At 69.8% G+C, this 24,381-nt stretch carries 23 protein-coding genes; 16 read left to right on the top strand and 7 right to left on the bottom strand.

The genetic code is table 11. The annotated features are described in order from the left end of the window. The 3 genes from G3N62_RS25215 to G3N62_RS25205 all read left to right on the top strand — a co-directional run. Positions 1-720 (top strand): FecR domain-containing protein (locus G3N62_RS25215; protein ID WP_206141330.1); only part of this gene is annotated, 720 nt, incomplete at its 5' end. 54 nt (positions 721-774) lie between these two features. Beyond that, positions 775-3,336, top strand: coding sequence for a TonB-dependent receptor (locus G3N62_RS25210; protein WP_124669784.1), 2,562 nt, complete (start codon positions 775-777; stop codon positions 3,334-3,336). 55 nt (positions 3,337-3,391) lie between these two features. Beyond that, on the top strand, positions 3,392-4,153 hold the full coding sequence (locus tag G3N62_RS25205; RefSeq protein ID WP_124669783.1) for a hypothetical protein: 762 nt from the start codon (positions 3,392-3,394) through the stop codon (positions 4,151-4,153). 15 nt (positions 4,154-4,168) lie between these two features. Here G3N62_RS25205 and G3N62_RS25200 read toward each other — a convergent pair whose 3' ends face one another. Next, entirely contained in the window at positions 4,169-5,059 is an 891-nt protein-coding gene (locus G3N62_RS25200; protein ID WP_059557024.1) for a LysR family transcriptional regulator, read from the bottom strand. 112 nt (positions 5,060-5,171) lie between these two features. Here G3N62_RS25200 and G3N62_RS25195 point away from each other — a divergent pair, with 112 nt between their 5' ends. Continuing rightward, positions 5,172-5,597, top strand: a complete 426-nt coding sequence (locus G3N62_RS25195) for a VOC family protein (protein ID WP_034186716.1) — start codon at positions 5,172-5,174, stop codon at positions 5,595-5,597. Positions 5,598-5,725: 128 nt separating this feature from the next. Next, a complete protein-coding gene (locus G3N62_RS25190) occupies positions 5,726-6,310 on the top strand; it encodes a flavin reductase family protein (protein ID WP_034186717.1) in 585 nt (194 codons plus the stop codon). A 39-nt stretch (positions 6,311-6,349) separates the two neighbouring features. On the opposite strand, the gene G3N62_RS25185 is transcribed toward G3N62_RS25190, so the two are convergent. Further along, positions 6,350-7,246: a LysR family transcriptional regulator gene (locus tag G3N62_RS25185; RefSeq protein WP_049031975.1), complete on the bottom strand. Its 897-nt coding sequence runs from the start codon at positions 7,244-7,246 to the stop codon at positions 6,350-6,352. A 97-nt stretch (positions 7,247-7,343) separates the two neighbouring features. On the opposite strand from G3N62_RS25185, the gene G3N62_RS25180 reads away from it, so the two are divergent. Genes G3N62_RS25180 through G3N62_RS25170 form a run of 3 tightly spaced genes read left to right on the top strand, consistent with a single transcriptional unit; the run spans position 7,344 to position 10,351 of the window. Then, positions 7,344-8,642 carry a citrate:proton symporter gene (locus tag G3N62_RS25180; protein WP_034186719.1) on the top strand — a complete coding sequence of 433 codons (1,299 nt, stop codon included), beginning with the start codon at positions 7,344-7,346 and terminating at the stop codon, positions 8,640-8,642. A 39-nt stretch (positions 8,643-8,681) separates the two neighbouring features. Further along, entirely contained in the window at positions 8,682-10,040 is a 1,359-nt protein-coding gene (locus G3N62_RS25175; RefSeq protein ID WP_124669782.1) for an acyclic terpene utilization AtuA family protein, read from the top strand. After that, complete coding sequence (locus tag G3N62_RS25170) at positions 10,040-10,351, top strand: hypothetical protein (protein ID WP_034186770.1); 312 nt, start codon at positions 10,040-10,042, stop codon at positions 10,349-10,351. The genes G3N62_RS25175 and G3N62_RS25170 overlap by 1 nt, the downstream gene beginning before the upstream one ends. A gap of 38 nt (positions 10,352-10,389) precedes the next feature. On the opposite strand, the gene G3N62_RS25165 is transcribed toward G3N62_RS25170, so the two are convergent. Then, entirely contained in the window at positions 10,390-11,211 is an 822-nt protein-coding gene (locus G3N62_RS25165) for a carbon-nitrogen hydrolase family protein (protein ID WP_124669781.1), read from the bottom strand. 184 nt (positions 11,212-11,395) lie between these two features. After that, the gene (locus G3N62_RS25160) at positions 11,396-12,199 is read right to left on the bottom strand and encodes a LuxR C-terminal-related transcriptional regulator (protein WP_124609361.1); all 804 of its coding nucleotides are present in this window, start codon (positions 12,197-12,199) and stop codon (positions 11,396-11,398) included. Positions 12,200-12,304: 105 nt separating this feature from the next. Between G3N62_RS25160 and G3N62_RS25155 the strand changes: the two genes are divergently transcribed. The 5 genes from G3N62_RS25155 to G3N62_RS25135 all read left to right on the top strand — a co-directional run bounded on the left by G3N62_RS25155 (position 12,305) and on the right by G3N62_RS25135 (position 18,311). Next, on the top strand, positions 12,305-13,090 hold the full coding sequence (locus tag G3N62_RS25155) for a hypothetical protein (protein WP_241013205.1): 786 nt from the start codon (positions 12,305-12,307) through the stop codon (positions 13,088-13,090). Positions 13,091-13,133: 43 nt separating this feature from the next. Then, complete coding sequence (locus G3N62_RS25150; RefSeq protein ID WP_124669780.1) at positions 13,134-13,940, top strand: topoisomerase IV; 807 nt, start codon at positions 13,134-13,136, stop codon at positions 13,938-13,940. Between the two features lie 156 nt (positions 13,941-14,096). Further along, a complete protein-coding gene (locus G3N62_RS25145) occupies positions 14,097-16,412 on the top strand; it encodes a hypothetical protein (protein WP_206141329.1) in 2,316 nt (771 codons plus the stop codon). After that, on the top strand, positions 16,409-17,623 hold the full coding sequence (locus G3N62_RS25140) for a hypothetical protein (RefSeq protein ID WP_124669778.1): 1,215 nt from the start codon (positions 16,409-16,411) through the stop codon (positions 17,621-17,623). The genes G3N62_RS25145 and G3N62_RS25140 overlap by 4 nt, the downstream gene beginning before the upstream one ends. A 13-nt stretch (positions 17,624-17,636) precedes the next feature. Next, positions 17,637-18,311: a DUF1266 domain-containing protein gene (locus tag G3N62_RS25135; RefSeq protein ID WP_034186723.1), complete on the top strand. Its 675-nt coding sequence runs from the start codon at positions 17,637-17,639 to the stop codon at positions 18,309-18,311. Between the two features lie 77 nt (positions 18,312-18,388). On the opposite strand, the gene G3N62_RS25130 is transcribed toward G3N62_RS25135, so the two are convergent. The 3 genes from G3N62_RS25130 to G3N62_RS25120 form a co-directional block, all read right to left on the bottom strand. Beyond that, positions 18,389-19,318 carry a phosphatidate cytidylyltransferase gene (locus G3N62_RS25130; RefSeq protein WP_034186724.1) on the bottom strand — a complete coding sequence of 310 codons (930 nt, stop codon included), beginning with the start codon at positions 19,316-19,318 and terminating at the stop codon, positions 18,389-18,391. A 38-nt stretch (positions 19,319-19,356) separates the two neighbouring features. Beyond that, positions 19,357-19,989, bottom strand: coding sequence for a lysophospholipid acyltransferase family protein (locus G3N62_RS25125; protein ID WP_034186775.1), 633 nt, complete (start codon positions 19,987-19,989; stop codon positions 19,357-19,359). 102 nt (positions 19,990-20,091) lie between these two features. Beyond that, positions 20,092-20,322 carry a hypothetical protein gene (locus G3N62_RS25120; protein ID WP_154233710.1) on the bottom strand — a complete coding sequence of 77 codons (231 nt, stop codon included), beginning with the start codon at positions 20,320-20,322 and terminating at the stop codon, positions 20,092-20,094. Between the two features lie 133 nt (positions 20,323-20,455). On the opposite strand from G3N62_RS25120, the gene G3N62_RS25115 reads away from it, so the two are divergent. Genes G3N62_RS25115 through G3N62_RS25105 form a run of 3 tightly spaced genes read left to right on the top strand, consistent with a single transcriptional unit; the run spans position 20,456 to position 24,350 of the window. After that, on the top strand, positions 20,456-21,061 hold the full coding sequence (locus tag G3N62_RS25115; RefSeq protein ID WP_034186725.1) for a CDP-alcohol phosphatidyltransferase family protein: 606 nt from the start codon (positions 20,456-20,458) through the stop codon (positions 21,059-21,061). A 59-nt stretch (positions 21,062-21,120) separates the two neighbouring features. Then, on the top strand, positions 21,121-22,890 hold the full coding sequence (locus G3N62_RS25110) for a bifunctional alpha/beta hydrolase/class I SAM-dependent methyltransferase (protein ID WP_124669777.1): 1,770 nt from the start codon (positions 21,121-21,123) through the stop codon (positions 22,888-22,890). Beyond that, positions 22,887-24,350 carry a phosphatase PAP2 family protein gene (locus tag G3N62_RS25105; RefSeq protein ID WP_241013204.1) on the top strand — a complete coding sequence of 488 codons (1,464 nt, stop codon included), beginning with the start codon at positions 22,887-22,889 and terminating at the stop codon, positions 24,348-24,350. Before G3N62_RS25110 ends, G3N62_RS25105 begins: the two co-directional genes overlap by 4 nt. The last annotated feature ends 31 nt before the right edge of the window (positions 24,351-24,381 follow it).

Here is a 24,381-nt window from a genome sequence, read left to right as displayed (position 1 = left end):
AAGACGCTGGCCGTGCTGCTGTTCGCGGGCGGCGCCGCCTGGATGGCCGAGCCCGCGCGGCGCGCGGCGATCTGGCCGGCCGACCTGCGCACGGCGGTCGGCGAGCGGCGCACGGTGACACTCGCGGATCGCACGGTCGTCGTGCTCGATACCGACACGGCGCTCGACGTGCATTTCGACGACACGACGCGCCACCTGCGCCTGTTGCGCGGCACGGTCATGGTGACGAGCGGCCATGACGATCGCGAGCCCGCGCGGCCGCTCGTCGTCGCGACCGCGCAAGGCGAGTTGCAGCCGCTCGGCACGCGCTTCGCGGTACGGCAGCGCGACGGTGCGACCCGCCTCGAGGTGTTCGCCGGCGCGGTGCGCGTGCAGCCGGCCGGCGCGACGGCCGGCATGCGCGTGATCGCGGCGGGAGAGGGGGCGGATTTCACGCGCGATGCGATCGGCGCGCCGGCGCCGCTCGATCCGCATGCGTCCGCATGGACGGGCGGCATGCTGGTCGCGTCGCGCATGCGGCTGGCCGATCTCGTCGCCGAGCTCGACCGCTATCGGCGCGGCAGCCTGCGCTGCGATGCGGCCGTGGCCGACCTGCGCGTATCGGGCACCTATCCGCTCGACGATCCCGCGCGCGTGCTCGACACGCTGAAGGCGACGCTGCCGATCGACGTCCACTACCTGACCCGCTACTGGGCGACGGTCGTGCCGGCCGGTTCGTGAGCGCATCGACAAAAATTTCCGCCGGCTTGAGCTGTTTTTCGCGGTTCGCGTGACATGGGTATTGAAAGCTGCATTGGCCCATCGTCCACCGACTCTCCGCTCATGGTTTCCATCCGTCTCACGTATCGGCGCCGTCCGGCGCCCGCCCGTCATCTGCCGCGCGCGGTCGCGCCGGGCCGTCTTGCGCGCCGACTTGCCAGTGCGGTCCTGCTGTCGGCGCTGCTGCCGCTGCCCGCGCTGGCCGACACCGACGCCGACGCGGCGCCCGCGGCACAGCGTGCGCCGCGCCGCGCGTTCGACGTTCCGGCCGGCCCGCTCGAGGCCGCGCTGAACCGGTTCGGGCGCGACGCGGGCATCCTGCTCGCGTTTCCGGCCGAGTTGACGGCCGGTCTGACGAGCGGCGGCGTGCACGGCCGGTTCGACATCGACGGCGCGTTCGATCGCCTGCTGGCCGGCACGGGGCTCGTCGCGCTGCGCCAGCCGGGCGGCGGCTACACGCTGATGCGCGCGGACGGTTCGGCGGCCGGAACCGTGGCGGCCGGCGTCGCACTGGCCGCCGAGCTGCCGGCGATCAACGTGCGCACGAGTGCGTTGCGCGCCGAAAGTTATCGCGCGCCGAAGGAAGCGGGCGTGCTGCGCTCGGACATTCCACTGCTCGACACCGCGCAGTCCGTCAACATCGTGCCCGCGCAGGTGTTGCGCGACCAGCGTCCGCGCAATCTCGACGACGCGCTCGGCAACGTGAGCGGCATCACGCAGGGCAACACGCTTGCAGGCACGCAGGACACGATCATGAAGCGCGGCTTCGGCGGCAACCGCGACGGCTCGATCATGCAGAACGGCATGCCGCTCGTGCAGGGTCGCGCGTTCAACGCGGCGGTCGACAGCGTCGAGGTGCTGAAGGGCCCGACGTCGCTGCTGTACGGGCTGATGGATCCGGGCGGGATGATCAACGTCGTCACCAAGCAGCCGCAGCTCGCGCGCTACAACGCGATTTCGCTCGGCGCATCGACGTTCGGACACGGCAAGAACGGCGGCGGTGCGACGTTCGATTCGACCGGGCCGATCGGCGATTCGCGGCTTGCTTACCGGCTGATCGTCGACCAGTCGAACGAGCAGTACTGGCGCAACTTCGGCGAGAACCGGCAGACCTTCGTCGCGCCGTCGCTCGCGTGGTGCGGCCGCGACACGCAGGTCGCGCTCTCCTACCAGTACCGCAAGTTCCATACGCCGTTCGATCGCGGCACCGCGCTCGATCCGCGCACCAATGCGCCGCTCGACATTCCCGCGCGGCGGCGCATCGACGAGCCGTTCAACAACATGGACGGCGAATCGCATCTCGCCCAGCTGACGGTCGATCACCAGTTCAACGCGGACTGGAGCGCGCATTTCGGCTACAGCTACAACCGCGAGACCTACGACGCGAACCAGCTGCGCACGACCGGCGTCGACCCGGTGAAGGGCACGATGACGCGCAGCAACGATGCGACGCACGGCTCGCTCAGCACCGACAGCTACGGAGTCGGCTACGTGAACGGCAAGCTGACGCTCGCGGGGATGCGTCACGACGTGCAGGTCGGCTTCGATACCGAATACCGCCGCATCTATCGCAAGGACATGCTGCGCCAGGCCGTGAAGACGCCGTTCAGCTACATCGATCCGGTGTACGGGCTGCTGCCGCCGTCGAGCACGGTGTCCGCGAGCGACAGCGACCAGACCGACACGCTGCACGATGCGTCCGCGTTCTTCCAGGATACCGTTCACCTCACCGACAAGTGGATCGTGTCGGGCGGCCTGCGCTACATCACGTACAACCAGGTCGCGGGGCGCGGCCGGCCGTTCAAGGCGAACACCGACCTGAGCGGCTCGAAGTGGCTGCCGCGCGCGGGCGTCGTCTACAAATGGACCGACACGTTCTCGCTGTACGGCAGCTACTCGCAGTCGCTGAAGCCGTCGTCGTCGATCGCGCCGATGGCGTCGGGCTACATGATCGACGGCTCGACGCCGCCCGAGGAGGCGACCGCATGGGAAGTAGGCGGCAAGCTCGACCTGCCGGGCGGGATGACGGGCACGCTTGCGCTGTTCAACATCGACAAGAAGAACGTGCTCGTGTCGCAGTACAACGACGCGACGAAGCTGACCGACTGGCGCACGTCGGGCAAGGCGCGCTCGCGCGGTGTCGAGCTCGACGTGTCGGGCAGGATCGGCGAACGCGTGAACGTGATCGCGAGTTATGCGTACATCGACGCGAAGACGACCGAGGATCCGCTGTATGCGGGCAACCAGCTGTGGAACGTCGCGCGCCACACCGCTTCGCTCGCGGCCGTCTACGACTTCGGCACGATGATCGGCGGCGACGACCTGCGCGTCGGCGCGGCCGCGCGCTATGTCGGCGCCCGTCCCGGCGATTCGGCGAACAGTTTCACGCTGCCGTCGTACGTGCTCGCCGACGCGTTCGCGACCTACGACACGCGGATCGGCAAGCAGAAGCTGTCGTTCCAGCTGAACGTGAAGAACCTGTTCAACCGCACGTACTACCCGTCGAGCGCGAACCGCTACTTCGTCGCGATCGGCGACGCGCGACAGGTGTCGCTGCTGACCACGCTGCAGTTCTGATCATGCAATCGCCGCGCGGCCGGTGCGCCGGCGCGCGGCCATGGAGAACATTCCGATGAACCTGAAGACGAAGACCGGCGCCCTGCGCGCCGTTGCCGCCGGCGCGCGGCGCCGCGCGTTGCGCGCGATCGCGGGCGCGGTGCTTGCGCTGGGCGCGGGCGTATCGGCTCCCGCGTCCGCGGCCGACGCACCGGCGGCCGTCACGCGCGTCGCGATGCTCGTGCAGCTGCGCGGCCCGAACCTGAAGGTCGACGAACGCATCGGCCGGCATCTTGGCGAACGCGGCTATGCGGTGCGCCTGATCGACGAGTCGGACACGCCCGATGCGGCGCGCGACGCGGACCTCGTCGTGATCTCGTCGACGGTGTCGTCGAAGAACGTGCAGCCCGGCTGGCGCACGCTCGACAAGCCGCTCGTGACCTGGGAAAACGACCTGCTCGACGATCTCGCGATGACGGGCAAGCGGCACGACGCCGACTTCGGCGAAACGGGCAAGGAGCGCTACCTGTGGCTCGTCAACGCACCGCATCCGATTGCGGCCGGCTTGCCGGCCGGCGCCACCAACGTGTACGGCAAGCAGGCGCCGATGAGCTGGGGCAAGCCGGGGCTCGGCGCGATCACGATCGCGACCGTGTACGGGCAGCCCGACAAGGCCGCGATCTTCTCGTACGAGAAGGGCGCGACGATGGACTACGAAGCGCTCGCGCCGGCGCGCCGCGTGATGTTCTTCCTCGACAACGATACGTTCGCGAACCTGTCGCCGGCCGGCGTCGCGCTGTTCGACGCGGCCGTCGACTGGGCGGCCGGGCGGCGTTGAGCCGCCACGCGCCGGTCAGGCAGGCCGCGGCGGCGTACTGATCCGCGACGCGGCTTCGATCAGTTGCGCCAGCTGCTGCGCCGGTTCCGACATCGTGCGCCGGGCGCGGTGCACGAGCCCGATGTCGCGGTGGAACGTGTGCGGCCCGAGGTCGATCGCGCGCACGCCGGCCGGCCAGCGGCGATACACGGCCGTCTGCGGCACGATCGCGATGCCGACACCGTTTTCGACCAGCTTGACGATCGCATCGAGCTCGTCGAGTTCGCAGGTGTCACGCACCGCGATGTGCATCTTGCGCAGGAAGCGATCGACCTGACGGCCGCCGAACGACGCGCGATCGTAGCGCACGAACGGCTCGCTCGCGAGCAGGCCGGCCCAGTCCTTGCCCTTCACGCCGCGCGGCACGATCAGCCGGAACGGTTCCTGCGCGAGGGTCGTCCAGTGCAGGTCGCTCTGCAGCGAAAACGGCGGGCGGATGATGGCGGCCATGTCGATCTCGCCCGCATCGACCCGGTTCACCAGCTCGATCGACAGCCCCGGGATCACGCGTGTCCGGCATGCGGGATGCCGGCGATGGAAATCGGCCAGCGCGGCCGGCAGCAGCGCGCTCTGCACCGATGCGATCGCGCCGATCGTCACGCGCACGGCGGCCGGCGAGCCGGGCGCCGTCGAGCTCAGGTTGTCGTACAGGCCGAGCAGCGCCTGCGCCTGGTCGAGCACGTGATGGCCCATCTCGTTGAGCCGCGCCGACCGGCCTTGCCGGTCGAACAGCGCGAAGCCGAGCTCGGCCTCGAGCCGCTGCATCTGCGCACTGACGGCTGCCTGCGTGAGCCCGATGCGGTTGCCGGCGGCGGCGAACGTGCCTTCCCGGGCGACGGCGACGAGGGTTTTCAGCTCGCGGATCATTCATCAATTCCGTTTGTGAATCGCGAAAGTATATATTGATTTAATTTTTGCTCGACCTTGTCTACCATGGTGCCGTCCTCGCGCCACGCGAGCGTTTCCCCACGAGGCAACCATGAGTCTTTCCCCGTTTCACCTGGCGATTCCGGTCTACGACCTGTCGGCCGCACGCGATTTCTATGGCCGAGTGTTCGGGCTGGCGGAAGGGCGTTCGAGCGCGCAGTGGGTCGATTTCGACTTTTATGGGCACCAGCTCGTGATTCACGAGCATCCGAAGACCGCGTCGCAGGACGGCGCGCATACGAATCCGGTCGACGGTCACGACGTGCCGGTGCCGCATTTCGGGATCGTGCTCGACTGGCCGAGCTGGGAGGCGCTGGCCGAGCGCCTGCGCGCGTTCGGCGTGACCTTCGTGATCGAGCCGTACGTGCGGTTCCAGGGGCAGGTCGGCGAACAGGCGACGATGTTCCTGCTCGATCCGTGCGGCAATGCGCTCGAATTCAAGGCGTTCCGCGATATCGGCCAGCTGTTCGCGAAGTGACCGGCGGCGCCGTCAGCGCCGATTGAATTTGGGTGCGAGAATGCGGCCTCCGGCACGCGCGCAGGTGCGCAGGCCGATGCCGCGCCGCACGGCATCCGTCCGCGCGCGCCGTTCTCCAAGGAACACGTATGGACAGTCACATCGCTCCGGTGGCGCTGAAGAACGCCTACCGTCTCCTTAACCACGGCCCGACCGTGCTCGTGTCGGCCCGCCACGACGGTGTCGACAACGTGATGGCCGCCGCGTGGGCATGCGCGCTGGACTTCCTGCCGCCGAAGCTGACGGTCGTGCTCGACAAGTCCGCGAAGACGCGCGAGCTCGTCGAGCGCAGCGGCACGTTCGTGATCCAGGTGCCGACGGCCGCGCAACTGCGGCTCACGCATGCGGTCGGCAGCCACAGTCTCGCGGAGCGGCCGGCCAAGCTGCGCGAAGCGGGCGTCGAGCTGTTCGACGTCGACGGGCATGACCTGCCGTTCGTCGCCGGCTGCTCGGGCTGGCTCGCGTGCAAGCTGATTCCCGAGCCGCACAACCAGCAGACCTACGACCTGTTCATCGGCGAAGTCGTCGGTGCGTGGTCCGACACGCGCGTGTTCCGCGACGGTCACTGGTATTTCGAATCGGCCGATCCCGCGCTGCGCAGCCTGCACTACATCGCGGGCGGCAATTTCTATGCGATCGGCGAATCGCTGCACGTCGATCCGGACGCGCAGTAAGCGCCAGCCGACCGGCCAGGGCCGACCGGAGCGCGCGATTCACGCGCGCCTTTTCAATTCCGCCAGCATCGCTTCGGCGAACGCCTGCGCGACGCGCGGCAGCGTGCGCCCGCGCTTCGTGACGAGCGCGATCGGCCGCACGAATGCCGGGTCGTCGATCGGTTTCGCGACCAGCTCGGGCTCGGCGCGCACCTCGCGCGCGGTCGCGGGCAGGATCGTCACGCCGAGGCCGCCGCGCACCATCGCGACGGCCGTCATCATGTAGGTCGGCTCGCACGCGATGTCGGGCGTGCAGCCGGCCGCCTCCAGCGCGGCATCGACGACGCTGCGCACGCTCGTCCCTTGCGCGGTCAGCACCAGCGGCACGCCCGCGACATCGGCGGTGGCGACGCGCCGCTTGCGCGCGAGCGGATGATCCTTCGGGCACACGGCGACGAGCCGGTCGGCGCCCGCGTACAGCACCTCCAGCGACGCGTCGAACGTGTCGCCGCCCGTCAAGCCGAGATCGGCTTCCTCGTTGCGCACGAGCGCGGTGACGAGGCTCGCGACGCCGTCACGGATCTCGAAGCCCGCCCGCGGCACGTCGCGCCGGAACGCCTGGATCAGCTCCGGCAGCATGCTGGACGCAAAGGTCGGCAGGCAGGCGAGCCGTACCGTGCCGCTCGTGCCTTCGCCGAGCGCGCGCGCATCGCGCAGCACGCGCTCCATGTCGTCGAGCGAGCGCTGCAGCAGCGGCAGCAACTCGCGTCCGGTCTGCGTCAGCGCGACGCTGCGGCTGTTGCGGTCGAACAGGCGCGCGCCGACGATCTCCTCGAGCCGGCGGATCTGCACGGTCAGCGCCGGCTGCGACAGGTGCAGCCGCGCGGCCGCACGCGTGAAGTTGCCGGCGTGCGCGACGGTGACGAACGCGCGAATGTCGCGGAGATTCAGATCCATAACGGTTCGTGATTGCTGCGATCAAATCATTTCAATTGTGCTATCGCTGCGCCGACCTTACGCTCGTCTCCAACAAAAGACAAGGTAGGAGACACGGATGCTGCCGTTACTCGGGCTTGGCACGATCGTCGTGCTGCTGGCCGCGATTCTGTCGAAGCGGATGTCGCCGCTCGTCGCGCTGATCCTCGTGCCGATCGCCGCGTCGCTGATCGGCGGCTTCGGGCTGCACACCAGCAAGTTCGTCGTCGACGGGCTGAAGGGCCTCGCGCCCGTCGTCGGGATGTTCGTGTTCGCGATCCTCTATTTCGGGACGATCACCGACGCCGGCACGCTCGACCCGATCATCGACCGGATCCTGCGCGCGGTCGGCACGCGGCCGACCCGCATCGTGATGGGCACGACGCTGCTCGCGCTGCTGATCCACCTCGACGGCTCGGGCGCCGTCTGCTTCCTCGTGACGATTCCGGCCGTGCTGCCGCTGTACGACCGGCTGAAGATGGACCGGCGCGTCCTGGCCGCCGCCGTGTCGATGGCCGCGGGCATCAACTTCCTGCCGTGGACGGGACCGATGATCCGCGCATCGGCGTCGCTGCACCTGCCGGTGTCGGCGCTGTTCAATCCGCTGATCCCGGTACAGGCGATCGGGCTCGTGTTCGTGTTCGGCGTCGCGTACTGGCTCGGGCGGCGCGAGGAGAAGCGGCTCGGCCTGTCGCGCGACGACCCGTCGATCCCGTTGCCGAAGCGCGAGCTGACGCCCGACGAGCAGGCGTTGCGCCGGCCGCACCTGTTCTGGTTCAACCTCGTGCTGACGCTCGTCGTGCTCGGCACGATGGTCGTGATGGGCGAGAAGATCCCGCCCGCGATCATGTTCATGGTCGGGCTGTGCATCGCGCTGATGGTGAATTATCCGGACGTCGACATGCAGCGCAAGCGCATCGATGCGCATGCGCGCGCCGCGCTGATGATGGCCGGCATCCTGCTCGCGGCCGGCGTGTTCACCGGGATCATGCAGGGCAGCGGGATGCTGAAGGCGATGGCGCAGGCGGCGGTCGGCTTCGTGCCGCCGTCGATGGCCGGCCACATTCCGGTCGTGCTCGGCCTCGCATCGATGCCGCTCAGCATGCTGTTCGACCCCGATTCGTTCTACTTCGGCGTGCTGCCGGTGATCGCGGAAGTGGCCGGCCAGTTGGGCGTGCCGGCCGTCCAGGTCGGACAGGCCGCGCTGCTCGGCCAGATGACGACGGGGTTCCCGGTCAGTCCGCTGACGCCCGCGACGTTCCTCGTCGTCGGCCTGTGCGGCATCGAGCTGGCCGAGCACCAGAAGTTCACGTTTCCGCTGCTGTTCGGCGCCTCGATCGTGATGACGATCGCATGCGTCGTGCTGGGCATCTTTTGATTTTCGCCGGCGGCGCGCCCGCCGGGACACGGTACCGACATGACAGCAAAGCAACCTGAACGGCGCGTGCGCATCGGCGCGGGCGCCGGCTACTCGGGCGACCGGATCGAGCCCGCGGTCGAACTCGCCGAACACGGGCAACTCGACTATCTCGTCTTCGAATGCCTGGCCGAGCGTACGATCGCGATCGCGCAGCAGGCACGACGTCAGGATCCGACGCTCGGCTACGATCCGCTGCTCGACGCGCGGATGCATGCGGTGCTGCCGGTCGCCGCGGCGAAACACGTGCGCATCGTGTCGAACATGGGCGCCGCGAACCCGCGCGCGGCGGCGCGGCGCACCGCGCAGATCGCGCGGTCGCTCGGCATCGCGGGGCTGAAGGTCGCGGCGGTCGAAGGCGACGACGTGCGCGATGTCGTGCTGCGCGGGGCGTTCCGCTTCGAGGAATCGGGCGACGAAGTCGCCGCGTATCGCGACCGCATCGTGTCCGCGAATGCGTATCTCGGCGCCGCGCCGATCGTCGACGCGCTCGCGGCCGGCGCGGACGTCGTGCTGACCGGGCGCGTCGCCGATCCGTCGCTGTTCGCCGCGCCGCTGATCCACGCGTTCGGCTGGCGAATGGACGACTGGGACACGCTCGGGCAGGCGACCGTCGTCGGCCATCTGCTCGAATGCGCGGGGCAGGTGACGGGCGGCTATTTCGCGGATCCCGGCTACAAGGACGTGCCGAACCTCGCGCGGCTCGGCTTCCCGATCGGCGAAGTCGCGGCCGACGGCTCGGTCACGATCACGAAGGTGCCGCATGCGGGCGGCCGCGTGAGCGCGGCGACCTGCAAGGAACAGCTGCTTTACGAGATTCACGATCCGGCGCGCTATCTGCAGCCCGATGTCGTCGCCGATTTCACGCGGGTCGCCGTTGCCGAGGACGCGATCGACCGCGTGCGCGTGACGGGCGGGCGCGGCGCCGCGCGGCCCGATACGCTGAAGGTGTCGGTCGCTTATGTCGACGGGTACATCGGCGAAGGCCAGATCTCGTACGGCGGCCCGGGCGCGCGTGAGCGCGCGCGCCTCGCGCTCGACATCGTCCGCGAGCGGCTGGCGCTGACCGGCGTCGCGGCCACCGAGTTGCGCTTCGACCTGATCGGCGTCGATGCGCTGTATGGCGACGCCACGCCGGCCGCTCATGGCGAGCCGGCCGAGGTGCGCGTGCGGGTGGCCGGCCGCGCGGCGAGCGCCGCCGAGGCCGCGCGGATCGGCAACGAGGTCGAGACGCTTTATACGAACGGGCCGGCCGGCGGCGGCGGTGCGTTCAAGTCGACGCGCGAGGTGGTCGCCGTGCAGTCGGTGCTGCTGCCGCGTGCGGCCGTGACGCCGTCGTTTTCATTCGTGGAGGCATGATGCAACTGCGTGAACTCGCGCATGCGCGCACCGGCGACAAGGGCAATACGCTGAACGTATCGGTCATCTGCCGCGATCCGCGTCATTACGACCATCTGCGCGCGCATCTGGATGCGCAAGCGGTGAAGGCGTGGCTCGCGGGCATCGTGCGCGGCGACGTCGTGCGCTACGAGTTGCCGTCGCTCGGGGCGTTCAATTTCGTGCTGCGCGATGCGCTCGGCGGCGGCGTGACGCGTTCGCTCGCGCTCGACGCGCACGGCAAGTCGGTCAGTTCGGCGCTGCTGGCGATCGAGGTGCCCGACCCGGCGTGACGTGCGGCGTCGCCGCCGGGGGGGCGAGTGGCGGCCCGTCACGGAATCAGCAGTTCGCGACGTCCGTCCGGGTGCGCGATGCGCTCGCCGGCGATGTGCAGGCGCTGATCGTTGCGATAGTCGTAGACCGCGCGCGAGGCGGCGAGCTGGTCGAAATCGAGCACGATCGCATGACGCGATTCGGTGTTGCCGGCTTCGAAGATCACGTTGCCGAACGGATCGACCGCGAGGCTGCCGCCGGCGAACACGATGTCGTGCGCGCTGCCGCCCACGCGGTTCGCGACCGCCGCGAACACCTGGTTCTCCATCGCGCGTGCCGACACCGACGTGCGGTGGACGTTGCGGTACGGCTCCATGTTGCCGTCGGTCACGAGGATCAACTGCGCGCCGAGCGCGGCGAGCGCGCGGCCGGATTCGGGGAATTCGCTGTCGTAGCAGATCAGCAGGCCGATCCGCACGCCGCGCCATTCGACCGTCGCATAGCGGTCGCCGGGCAGCACGACGCCACGCTCGCTTACCCACAGATGCGTCTTGCGATAGCGCAGCGCGACCCCGTCCGGCGTGACGAACACGGTCGTGTTGTAGAAGCGGCCGCCGTCGTTCTCGATCAACCCGACCACGACCGCGACGTCGCGTGCACGCGCGGCCGCGATCACCGCGCCGACGCTCGGCCCGTCGAGCGGCTCGGCGACTGCCGCGAGATTCGACGGATCGAGAAAGCCGGTGAGCTGCGCTTCGGGAAACATCACGATGTCGGTGCCGGGCGCGCAGGTCGCGATCGCTTCGAGCGTGCGCTGCAGGTTGTAGTGCGTGTCGCCGTCGCGGCCGGCGAGCTGGACGATGTCGAGCTTCAGTTTCATGGGCGGGTTCGGGGGGCGTCTGGAACGAAGTTCTAGTATGCGCCGAACCACGCGGTTGCCCATCCCGCCGACGCGTTAACCCGTCGGGGGTATTGATTTCGCGGCTGACGTGCCGGAAGCGACGGCGAACAGGTCCCGTCAAGGTGGCGCGACACGGCGGCGACATCGCGCCGCCCACCGGTCGTCACGTATCGGTCTGGGCCTTCAGGAACAGCGAAAACAGTTCAGACTGCGAATTGATCGCGAGCTTGGCGTAGATGTTGCGCCGGTGCACCTTGACCGTTTCCGCCGAGATGTCCAGCTTGTTCGCGACTTCCTTGTTCGAGCGGCCGCTCAGGATCAGCCGGATCACGTCGAGCTCGCGCGCGGTGAGCGGCGTGCCGAGTCGCGCCATCGCGTGCTCGAATCCGCTCCCGGCACCCGCGCGGGCGTGGGTCCGGCGCGACGGAGCCGGTTCGGCATGCGTGTGCTCGTACGCGAGGCGCTGGCGCATCAGCGCGGCGACCCATGGCCGGACGAGGTCGAGCAAGGCCACCTGCGCGGGACTGAAGCGCCGCTTGCTGCCGAGCGACAGGCACAGCGTGCGCGCATCGTCGAGCACGACGTTGAACTGCACTTCGTCCTCGACGACGTTGTGCGTGAAATAACGCGTGTAGTACTCGGTAGCGCGAAAGCACTCCGGCGCGACGTCGGACAGCCGGAACAGCCCGCTCGTCGGCGCGTCGCGGTTCGCGATGTAGAACGGGTCCAGCAGGTACAGCCCCTGCACGTAGTCGCGGAACAGCGGATCGGGGCCGTCGCCTTCGTACGCGCATTCGGCGAACACCTGCGGGCGGCCGTCGCCGAACATCAGCGCGACCCAGCTGTCGACCGCGACGTATTCCTCGATCAGCCGGATCAGCGCGAGCCAGAAACCCGGCTGGTCGAGCGTCTCGATGAGCCGCCCGACCGAGCGGTGCCAGGCGACGTCCTGCAAGCTCAGGTTCATGCGTATGTCCGTGTCGGGCCGGCCGATGCGCGCTGGCGGTGCCGCGCCGTGCGTGTACGCTACGGGCTCGCGAGCGTTTCCCGCACGCATCGAACGGATCATGGAATGAAGAACGAGATCGTAACGCCGGCCGGCGCGAATGGCGAGGCCGGGCGCGGCCGCCGGTTCGCGGCGCTCGCCGTGCACGTCGCGCTGGCGAGTGTCGGGGCGGCCGCCGCGCATGTGGCTCACGCGGCATCGTCCGCGTCGTGCGACGCACAGCTGACGCAACTGATCGTGCCGGCACTGCGGCAGACCGCATTCGACCGGCAGGCGATCCACGCCGAGCCCGCGGCGCTGACCGGTCAGCCGGACGGCGTGCTGGGCGTCCGGTTGTTCGTCACCCCCGACCGTCCGGGCACGCCGAACCGCGACGCGACGATCGGCTGGGTCACGCTCGACACGCATGCGCTGCATGCGCTCGACGTGACACGAGATCCCGATCAGCCGGACGTGCTGAAGATCGACCGGCACGCGCTGTCGCGCTACGTATCGACGTGCGTCGCGCCACCGGCCGCCTCCGCGCGTACCGATGCGGCCCCGCACGGCGCCGTCGATTGCGACGCGCTGAACCGCCTCGCGCAGGCGCGGGGCGACCGCGTGCCGGGCAGCGACGCCGGGCGCGTCGTGACGGGCAAGGGGCGGCTGCCGTTCTTTGTCGCGCCGGACGACGCGTGCCGGATCGACGGCCTGTTCATCGTCGAGCACGATCACGTCGACGCGCGGACCGAATACGGCCGGTTCACGGCGGTCACGTATCTGAATCCGCGCACGCACGGCATGGCCGACGGCTGGGTGCCGAGCGCGAGATTGAGACCGGACGGCACCGGCATCGCGCCGCGGCAACCCTGATGGCCCGTCCGTATCGACCTTGTCCTCCGAATCGCCCATCTCCATGGACGTCCAGAACCCGAAAACACGCGTGAAGCCATTCGCGGCCACGCTCGCCGTGCTGTTCGTACTCGCCGCGGCGGCGCCCGTTCACGCGACCGAGCCGGTCCCTCCCGCGCGTCAGCTGCAAAAGTTCATCCGCGACACGTACGGCACGTGGCGCGCCGATCGCAAGGGCTGGCAGCCGGATGCGGGCGACTTCATCTATTCGCCGTGCGGCGCGCTGCGCGTCGCGACGGCCGACGGCCCGCGCACGCTGCTCGCGATGTGCGGCGAGACCGAGGCGGCCGTCCAGAACGGGGTGCCGGGCATGGATTCGGACGGCACGCCGGGCACGATCGACCTGTACGTGCTGAAGCCGAGCCAGGACGACGGCACGCTCGAGCCCGTCGTGAAGAAGACGGATATCGCGTCGGGCAAGCGCGGCGAGCCCGGCACCGTCCGCATCGAGCGGCTCGGCCCGCACCTGTTCGGTTTCGTGATCGGCGACGGCGTCACGCTGCAGGGCTATACGCAGGCGAGCCGGTCGATCTGGCTGCCGCTCGGCAACGCGATCGTCGAAGCCGCGCCGCGCATCAACGAAGCGATGGACAACGGCGGGTCGCTCGATTGCGATCATGCGAAGTCGCATTGCGAGCGCCGCACGTTCGCGATCGCGCCGGATACGACCGGCGCGGGCGACGTCTATCCGCTGACGGTCACGGAGACGGGCGAGCGCGGCGGCAGGGACGTCCGTGCGCGCTACACGGTGAGGTTCGACGCGGCGCGCGGGCGCTACGTGGTGCCGAAGGCGCTGCGGGAGGGGTACTGAGCGGGGCGCGTGCCGGCAGGTGTCGTCGGCTTGATTCGCGCGTCGGTCCTGATAAGCTATCGCGATTCCGAGATGGAGAAGTCGATGACTCCCAGCGCCGATACAACAACGACGACAACAACGATGCCCGTCACGGGCCAACAACTCGACACCCTGATGAATCGGCTCGAGGCCGATCTCGAGGAGAGCGATTCGAGCCGTGAAACCGATCTCGCGGCGAGGTTGCGCGCGCAGCCATTGCGTGCCGATACGCTCGACGCGGTCGCACGTCTGCACACGCTGTGGATGCACGCGGGCGATCCGGCCGCCGCACGCGCGGTGATCGACGTCGACGGCGCGCTCGTCCACGAGGCCGCCCCGCCCGACGCGCGGCCCGATATCCGCATGCAGCTCGCGCTGTACCGATTGCAGGTCGGTCATCACCTGCGCGAGCACGATTCGGTCGCGCAGGCGATCGGCGAGATGCACGAGGTGGTGCGCACGTCGCCGACGCTCGACGCCGAGCGTTATGTGCGATTGCGCATGCTGGATACGCTGGAGCGCGACGGCGCGGCGCATTCGCTCGATGCGATCGAACTGCGGCATGCACTGAACGGCGCGATTGCCGGGCGGGCCCGGTTCCGCGCGTGGGACGAAGCCGACCGGCAATGCCGGCGCGCGTGGGCGCTGCAGCGTCTCGACCGTGCCGCCGACGCGCGCGCGGCCGCCGAAGCCGCCGTGGCGGCGCTCGGCTCGGCCGCCGCCGATCAGGACATCGACGCGTACGACTGGCTGCGCATCGGCCACGCGATCATCGAGATCGCGCCGCTGCAGCTCGATACGATCCGGCAAGCCGTCGAAGCGCGCGTGGCGGACTGGGCGTTGCCGCCGCGTCGGGAGGTGGAGGTCAGGGTCGCACGGCTCGCCGCGCGTGCGGCGCGCGCGCAGGGCGATCTCGACGGGGCGCTCGCGCAGTGTGCATTCGCGAGACACAGCCTCGAGTCGGACGGCGGCGACGATTTCGTCGAATATGAACTGCCGTGGCTGATCGAAGCCGGTCGATTCGACGAAGCCGGCCGCCGTGCATTCTTCCATGTGTACCAGATCGAAGGCAGCATGCTCGACACGGTCGGGCACATCGTTCACGCGCGGCTGGCCGACCCGTCCGACACGTCGGTCTGGTGGCCGCTGTGCGTGATGCGCGCGGCCGGCTTCGGGCCGACGCTCGAGCGGCTGATCGAACTGGGCCAGCAGTGGCGCGACCCGCTGGCGTCGGGCTCGCCGGTGCATGCGGCGCTCTTCGCCGCGCTCGGCTCGCTCGATGGCGACGCGCGGCGTCATGCGATCGCCGACGCCGCGCGCGGGCTCGCCGCGCAGCGCGCGCCAGGCCATCCGTGGATCGCGCGGCTCGCGGCGGCCTACGACGGCGAAAACGGCCGGATCGACGCGACGACGCAGGCGGCGCGACTGCTCGCCGCCGCGCAGGAAGGCGACCTGCACGACAATCGCACGGCATTCGTGCTGTTCGGCGCGCGGATCCGCGCGCTCGGCGTCGCGGCCGCGCTGAAGCTGCCGCCGCCATCGCTGCCGAGCGGCCTGTGGAGCTATGCGTTCGCGGTGTCGATCGAGGACGAGGTCGACGACGCGCTCGAAGCGCTGCCGGCGGCGCAGCGCGATGACGTGCGCGCCGATCTGGCACGCCTGCAGACCGCGGTGTACGAGCAGGGGCGGGCGTGCATGGAGCGCTTCTTCGAGACGGGCAACGGGCACCCGTACGATGCGTGCGCGCATCTGTATTCGATGCTGTGCAACAACCTCGCGATTCTCTATCGCGGGGTCGAACGGTACGACGACTCGCTGCAACTGCATCGCAACGGCATCGCGGCGAGCCCGTTCGCCGAGCATTACGACGGCATACGCTACGTGCTCACGTGTCAGGGCAAGGACGACGAGATGCTCGAAGCGGCCGAGCAGCTGTGGCACTACGCCGCCGAAAACGGATATAGCCGGCACGGGCCGAACGGGTACCTGCGCGACGTCGTGCGTGCGCTGTCGCGCGTCGAGCGATCCAACGAAATGCCGATCTGGCTCGAGCGTCTCGTCGGCTGGCAGCGCGATAACGACCAGGTCGACGGGAACCTGCCCGCCGAGGCGTTGAGCGCGCGCTTCATCTTCGCGACCTACATGACGGCGTCGCATCCGGACCAGGCGGCCGCGTTGTACGACGCCGCACGCGCGCAGGCGATCGCGTCGAGCGACCTGAGCGTCCAGCTCGACGCCGGCAACGCGGCGTATCAGCTGCGTCGCGATGCCGACGTCAAGCGCTTCTACGAACACGTGCTGGCTGCCAACCCGCACGCGGCCGAACCGCTCGACCTGAACGTCGAGCTGATCGAGCAGCGGATCCGCGAGGCGAGCGGGCTGGCGCCGGCAGCGGACGCGGACCCCGTGCCCGCCGCGTCGAACAAGCGCTGGTGGAAGTTCTGGCAATGACGGCCGCGCTTCGGCGAGCCGGCTATGCGCCGCGCAATGCGCTGAACGCGGACGCATTGAAAGCCGCGATCGCGGCGCGCAGCACCGCGCGCGGCGACGCGGACGCCGTGCGCGCGTGGCTGCTTAACCATTTCTACCGGCATGTCGTCGCGAATTTCGAACCGGCGCGTACGATCGCATCGCTCGACGATGCGCGGCACGCGCTGGGGCACGTCGCGCCACCCGAGTGGGTGGCCCGCCGTTTCGGTCCCGCCGCGAAGATGGCGGGCGCATCGCGCGCCGATGCGCCGGCCCCCGTCGTATGGGTCGATCCGGCGGATCCGGCGCTGCTCGCGCTGGAAGCGACGCTCGTCGAGTTTCTCGAATCGCGCAAGGGCACCGGACTCGAGGGCAAGCTCGACCGGATCAACTGTCCGCAGGCGCTCGCGTTGTGGGAGCACGAGCATGCGCGGATGGTCGCGCGCGTCGCACGCGGCTGGCGCGAGAGCCGGTCCGAGGCGCTGCGCACGTGGTGCGACACGCCCAACGGACGTTTCGTCGAATTGTTGCCCGACAGCGGGCTGCTGCGCGAGGAAATGGCGTTCGAGAGTTACGTGATGCGTCACTGCCTCGGCCAGTTCGCGGATCGGCGCGCCTTGACGGGCGGCTACGGCGAACGCTACGCGCAGGCGATCGAGGCACGCACGCTGCGACTCCTGAGCTTTCGCGACCCGAACGGCCAGCCGCACATCACGATCAGCGTCGCGATACGCGCGGACGGCGGCCTGGACGTCGATCAGGTGAAGGGCAAGCAGAACCGGCCGCCGATCGAGCGCTACGTCGGCGACCTGCTGACGTGCCTGAATGCGCTCGGCACGACCGATCGCACGCCGGACGACTGCATTGCGATCGGCGTCGTGCGCACGGCGTCCGGCTGGTGCCGGATCGAGGACGTGACCGAGGCCGCGGCGCAAGCGCGACTCGTCGCCCGTCATCCGCAGCTGTTCGCGCGGCTGGCGGCGCCGACGCCTGCCGTCGAGTGGCTGGTGGCGGCACGGCAGCCCGAGCTGTTGTCGCAGCGGCCGCCGCGCGCGGCTTCGGTGCGTTATGCGGTGCGCGCGACGGCGCCGCAGTCGCAGCCGCCGTCGGTCGATGCCGCGGCCGGGTTCGCGACCGAGGGCGTGTCGTGGCCCGGGTACGACGGGCGCGGCGCTCAACGGCCGGGCAGTTGAAGGCGCCGCGACCATGACACTGAAGCTGATCGTCGCGCTGTTCATCCTGTGGCGCATCGTCCGCTACCTGCGCCGGCGCGGCCGCGCGCGTGCGTCGGTGCTGTCCGCGCGCAAGCACTGGGCGCTGCTGCTTGCGCATCCGTACGTGGAGGCGACCGAGTTCTCCCGTTTCAGCGATGCCGATGCGAGCCGCGTGGGCGACGACACGCGCCGGTTCCTGCGCGCGCAGATGCTCCACCAGATGGAGTTGCGTACCGACGCGACGGACGACGACGCGCGCGCGCATCTGGCGAGGGTGCTGGAAACGCAGTGGTTCCGGGCCGATCTCCACGCGCTGCACGCCGACGACGAACCGCGCGCCGCGCTCGCGTTCGCCTGCGCGCGGATGGCCTTCTTTGCGCGCGCCGCGATGCTGATGGGCTGGGCCGAGCCGGACGTCGCGTGGCGCGTGCTGCTGCTCAATGCACAGCGTGCGCAGGATTGCTTCGACGGCTGGGAGGATTTCGGCCGCGCGTACGTGGCGGGCCGCAAGCAGTGGGTCACGGCGTTTCGTGCCGATCCGCTCGGTCGCGCGGTCGACGAGGCGGCCGTGCAGCGATGGCTCGCGCCGGCCGACGGCGCGTGGGGGCGGGCGGCCTGGCCGGGCCTCGCGACGTTCGATCCGGAGCCGGTCGCCCGACCGCGTTGATGCCGTCGCCGGCCGGTTTGCGTCGATGCGTTCGTGCGGCGGCGCCGGCATGTCTGATGCGCCGGCGCGGCCGCGCGTCACACGTACAGATAGCGCACGAGGTGGAAGAACACCGGCGCGGCGAAGCAGATCGAGTCGACGCGATCGAGCATCCCGCCGTGGCCGGCGATCATCGAGCCCCAGTCCTTCGTGCCGAGCGAGCGCTTGACGGCCGACAGCACGAGCCCGCCGACGAAACCCGCGATCACGATCGCGAGCGAGATCCCGAATGCCGCGCCGAAGCTGAACGGCGTCACGCGATACAGCGACGCGCCGCACAGCGTGGCCAGCAGCCCGCCGCCGACGAAGCCTTCGACCGTCTTCGACGGCGACAGCTGCGGCGCGATCTTGCGGCGCCCGAACAGCTTGCCGACGACGTATTGCAGCACGTCGCTGATCTGCACGACGAACAGGAAGAAGAACAGCAGCAGCGCGTTCTGCCCCGCGTAGCGCGGAATGTCGAGGATCAGCACGGCCGGCGCATGGCTCAGCCCGTACACGCACACCATCAGCGCCCAGTTGATCTTCGCGTTGCGGCTGAGGAATTCGCGCGTGTCCTGCGTGAGTGCCGAGACGAGCGACATCGCGAAGAACAGGTGGACGGGCACGAAGATCGAATACATCCCGTACCAGTTGATGCCGAGCAGCAGGTACTGCACGGGGATCGCGATGAAGAACGCGATGAAGAGCGTCGTATGGTCGCTCGCCGTGGTCGGCGTGAGCGTGATGAACTCGCGCAGCGTCAGGTACGACAGCAGCGCGAACACGAGATACGTGACGTTGTTGCCGAGGCCGATCGCGACGGCCATGATCGCGATCATCGCCCACCATGCGCGGATGCGCTGGTTCAGGTTGGCGATGGTGGCGTTCTGCCCGCCGCTGCGCGCGCCGAGGATCGCGCCGATCACGGTCGCGACGACGAGCACGCCCGTCACGCCCGCGACCAGTTCCCAGAAGAGGGTTCGCATGGTTGATATCCGGAAAAGGGGAGAAGAGGGCGCCGCGTTCAGCCGGCCGGTCGTTGCGGCGGCGCGAGCGCGATGACCGCGTCGCGCATGCGGGCGAGGAACGTCGGCTTGTCTTCCTGGGCGTCGAGCGCGTCGTTCGCACCGAAATGCACCTTGCAGATCAGCGGCACGGGCCAGATCGCGCCCTTCGGCATGATGCGCTGCAGGTTCTCGAGGTAGACGGGCGCGAGCGCGACGTTCGGGAACTCGGTCGCGAGATGGAACAGCCCGCTCTTGAACGGCTGCGGCAGCACGTCGGCGCCGCGCGTGCCTTCGGGGAAGATGATGATCGAGTGGCCCTGCCGCAGCGCGTCGCGCACGGGGTCGAGCGGGTCGCCGCCCGATTCGCGGTGGCGGTCGATCAGCACGACGTTCAGCAGTTTCCGCGCGATGTGCCGCTTCAGGTCGCTGCTGTCCCAGTAGTCGCGCGCGGCGACCGGCCGCACGACCGCGCGCACGTCGCGCGGCAGCGCGGCGAGAATCGCGAGCGTGTCGATGTGGCTCGTGTGATTCGAGAAATAGATCTTCTGCGTCGGGGACGGCGGCGCCTGATGCCAGACCGGATACGCGCCGGCGACGAGCCGCACGATGGACAGCAGGAAATCGCGCTGCCAGACGTTGAGAATGTTCATCGGCGCGACGCCTCCTGCCTGCATGCGCGGCCCGCTGCGCACGCGCGGCGGGCGGAACCCCGGAATGCCGGCGCGGCAGGATGCGCGCCGGACGGCTCTTGTTTAAATTTTTTCAAATTCGTGGCTGCCTGTCGCAGGTCCGCGATAATCGGACGATTCGCCGTCGCACGCTGTTGCGTCGCGGCGAATGCGCCGGTCGGCGGCGTGATAATCGGCTGTTGCACGAGTGCCCGTCTGCAGTTCGAATGGATCGCGCCGCGATCGGGCCAGCGGATTATCGCGAGTTTCGCCGAAAAACGCCAGATTGGCGCCGCGCGGGCGGGCCGGGCGCATGCTTGACGCATCGGAGCCGCTCGGCGACGATTAGGGCCGTCCAATGAAGGCCGACCGAGGCCGACCAAGGCCGTTACGCCGCCCGGGGCATGGCGGCGGGAAACGTATCCGATAGCGCCGCGCAAATAAAACGATGAGCCTCTACGCACTCAAACCCAAATTCCAGAACCGTCTGCGTCCGTTCGCGGATTCGCTTGCCGCGCGCGGGGTCACGGCCAACCAGGTCACGCTGTTCGCGGCCGGCGGCTCGATCGTCGTCGGCGCGCTTGCCGGGCTCGGCGTGTTCGCCCGCGCGCTGTTCCTGCTGATTCCGCTTTGGCTGTTCGCGCGCATGGCGCTCAACGCGATCGACGGCATGCTCGCGCGCGAGCACGGTCAGAAGAGCACGCTCGGCGCGTACCTGAACGAGCTGGGCGACATCGTGTCCGACGTCGCGCTCGTGCTGCCGTTCCTCGCCATTCCCGCGTTCGCTCCGGCGGACGTCTGGCTGTTCGCGCTGACGGCGGTGATCGTCGAGTGCGCGGGGTTGATCGGCCCGCTCGTCGGCGCGACGCGCCGCTACGACGGCCCGTTCGGCAAGAGCGACCGCGCGCTGGCCCTCGGCGCGTTCGCGCTGTGGATCGGCCTCGGGTTCCCGGTCGGCGGCGTCGCCGCCTGGCTGTGGCGGCTGCTGATCGTGCTGTCGATCGTGACGGCGGTGCGGCGCGTACGGGCCGGGATCGCCGAAGCGGGCGGCTGACGGGCCGGGCGCCGGAGGGCGGCGCCACACCATTCGAATAACGAAACGAGAGAAAGCGCATGAGCACACGCACGGCACGTGAGGCCGGCTTCATCACGCACGACGGCGAAACGCTGTTCTACCGCCACTGGCCCGCGACGGGCCCGCATTGCCGCGGCGCCGTCGTGCTGCTGCATCGCGGCCACGAACATTCGGCGCGCGTCGCGCACCTCGTCGACGAGCTCGACCTGCCCGATTTCGCGTTCTTCGCGTGGGACGCGCGCGGCCACGGCCGCTCGCCCGGCGCGCGCGGCTACAGCCCGAGCGCGGCCGCGTCGGTGCGCGACCTGCAGACCTTCGTCGAGCATATCCGCGACGCGCACGGCATCGCGATCGAGGACATGGCCGTGGTCGGACAGAGCGTCGGCGCGGTGCTCGCGGCCACGTGGGTGCACGACTACGCGCCGCCGATCCGCGCGCTCGTCGTCGCGTCGCCGGCGTTCCACATCAAGCTCTACGTGCCGTTCGCGCGGCCGGGGCTGCGGCTGATGCACAAGCTGCGCGGGCTGTTCTACGTGAACAGCTACGTGAAACCGAAATTCCTCACGCACGATCCCGAGCGGATCGCGAGCTACGCGTCCGATCCGCTGATCACGCGGCCGATCGCGGTCAACATGCTGCTCGACCTGCACGATACCGCGCGGCGGATCGTCGCCGACGCCGCCGCGATCACCGTGCCGACGCAACTGCTGATCTCGGGCGCCGACTGGGTCGTGCATCGCGGCCCGCAGGACCGCTTCTTCGAACGGCTCGGGTCGGCGCGCAAGGAGCGCATCGTGCTGCCGGGTTTCTATCACGACACGCTCGGTGAACGCGACCGCGCACAGGCGCTCGCGCCGCTGCGTGCGTTCGTGCTGCGTGAGTTCGACGCGCCGAGCCCGCGCGTGTCGCTCGCCGACGCCGATCGGCGCGGCGCGTTCCACGACGAATACGCGGCGCTTGGCCGGCCGCCCGCGAACGTGTTCGCGCGGGCGTACTGGGCGCTGACGCGCGCCGGGCTGAAAGCCGGCGGCGCGCTGTCGGACGGCATCGCGCTCGGGCTGCGGCTCGGCTTCGATTCGGGCTCGACGCTCGACTACGTGTACCGCAACCGTGCGCAGGGGCGGCTCGGCGTCGGCGCGCTGATCGACCGCACGTACCTCGATTCGCCGGGCTGGGTCGGCATCCGTCAGCGCAAGGTGCATCTGCAGGAACTGATCGGCTCGGCGATCGGCCGCCTGCGCGGCCACGGCACGCCGGTGCGGATCGTCGACATCGCGGCCGGCCACGGGCGCTACGTGCTCGACGCGATCGCGTCGGCCGCCGAGCGCGACGGCGCGGCGCCGGACGACATCACGCTGCGCGACTACAGCCCGCCGAACGTCGAGGCCGGACGCGTCCTGATCGCGCAGCGCGGCCTCGAGCCGATCGCGCGCTTCGAGCGCGGCGACGCGTTCGACGAGACGTCGCTCGCGACGCTCGAGCCGCGCCCCACGCTCGCGATCGTGTCGGGCCTGTACGAACTGTTCGGCGAGAACGCGCTGATCGAGCGCTCGCTGCGTGGGCTCGCGCGGGCCGTGCCGCCGGGCGGCTATCTCGTCTATACGGGGCAGCCGTGGCATCCGCAGCTGGAATTCATCGCGCGTGCGCTGAACAATCACCGCGGCGAGGCGACCTGGGTGATGCGCCGCCGCTCGCAGGCCGAGATGGACGAGCTCGTCGCGCGCGCGGGCTTCCGCAAGCTCGACCAGCGGATCGACGAGATGGGTATCTTCACGGTCAGCCTCGCGCAGCGGGTCGACGCGCCATGAGCGCGCTCGGCGGCGGCGCGGGCGGCCTCGCCGAGCCGGCGGCCGGCGCGCGCGACGCGTCGTTCGCGCTGCGCTTGGGCTGGCTCGCGGCGATGGGCGCCGTGTTCTTCTCGACGTACGGCTTCGCGAACTGGCTCGCCGCGCGCCGCGCGGCGGTGCCGACGTTCGCGTTCGGCTGGGAGCACGCGATCCCGTTCGTGCCGTGGACGATCGTGCCGTACTGGTCGATCGACCTGCTGTATGCGGTGTCGTTCTTCTTCTGGACGCGCCGTGCCGATCTGCTCGATCACGTGAAGCGGCTGCTGACCGTGCAACTGGTGTCGGTGGCCTGTTTCATCGCGTGGCCGCTGCGCTTCGGGTTCGAGCGGCCCGACGCGGGCGGCGTGGCCGGCGCGCTGTTCACGCTGCTGACGGGCTTCGACAAGCCGTTCAACCAGGCGCCGTCGCTGCATATCGGGCTGCTCGTCGTGCTGTGGGCCGTTTATGCGCGGCACCTGCGCGGTACGGTCGCGCGCGCCGTGCTGCATCTGTGGTTCGCGGCGATCGGCGTGTCGGTGCTGACGACCTACCAGCATCACGCGATCGACGTGCCGACCGGTGCGGCCGTCGGCTGTCTCGCGCTGTTCCTGTTTCCGTTGCGCGATGCGACGGGCCGGCTGCCGGGCGCCGATGCGTCGCCGAGCGCGGCCGGCCGCGCGCTCGCACGGCGCTATGCGATCGGCGCGGCACTACTGGCGTGGACGGCCCTGTGGTGCGTGCCGCGCGCGCCGGGCTGGGCGCTGGCGGCCGGGTGGGTCGCACTGGCGCTCGCGTGTGTCGCGTGGGCGTACCGGCGCGGCGCGCCCGGCGTTTTCCAGAAGGATGCGGATGGACGTCTCCCGGTCTTCATCCGCGCGCTGCTCGCGCCGACGATCGCCGGCGCGTTCGTCAATTCGCGGCTGTGGACGTGGCGCCGGCCGGCGCCCGTGCGGATCGACGAACGCGTGTCGATCGGCCGTACGCCGACGACGCGCGACCTGCGCCGCCATGGTTTCACCGCGCTGGTCGACCTGACCGCAGAGATGCCGCGCTGGGCGGCGGACGAAACGTCGCTCGCGTATGCATCCGTGCCGCAGCTCGATCTCGTCGCGCCGACGGCGGCGCAGCTTGCGCAGGCCGTCGCGGCGCTCGAACGCCTGCACGGGGAAGGGCGTGACGTGCTGGTCTGCTGCGCGCTCGGTTATGGACGCAGCGTGCTGTGCGCGGCCGCGTGGCTCGCCGCACGGCGCGGGCTGGGAGACGCGCGCGACGCGCTGGCCGCGGTGTGCGCGGTGCGGCCGCACGCCGTGTGGTCGGACGAAGGCGTGGCCGTGCTGCAGCAGTGGATCGCCGTTCGGGCCGATCACGACGGGGTTCAGCACCGAGCGGTCGCGGGCGTTCGCGTCGGTCGTCGTGCATGTATAGCTCGCCGGTTCGCGTAGCGACGACCTGGCCGTGTAGCCGCCCGATGCG

The organism is Burkholderia sp. Tr-20355 (assembly GCF_017104685.1).
Taxonomy (GTDB): domain Bacteria; phylum Pseudomonadota; class Gammaproteobacteria; order Burkholderiales; family Burkholderiaceae; genus Burkholderia; species Burkholderia seminalis.
Note: the sequence above shows the minus strand (reverse complement) of the source record. Positions and strands in the feature narration are given on the sequence as shown.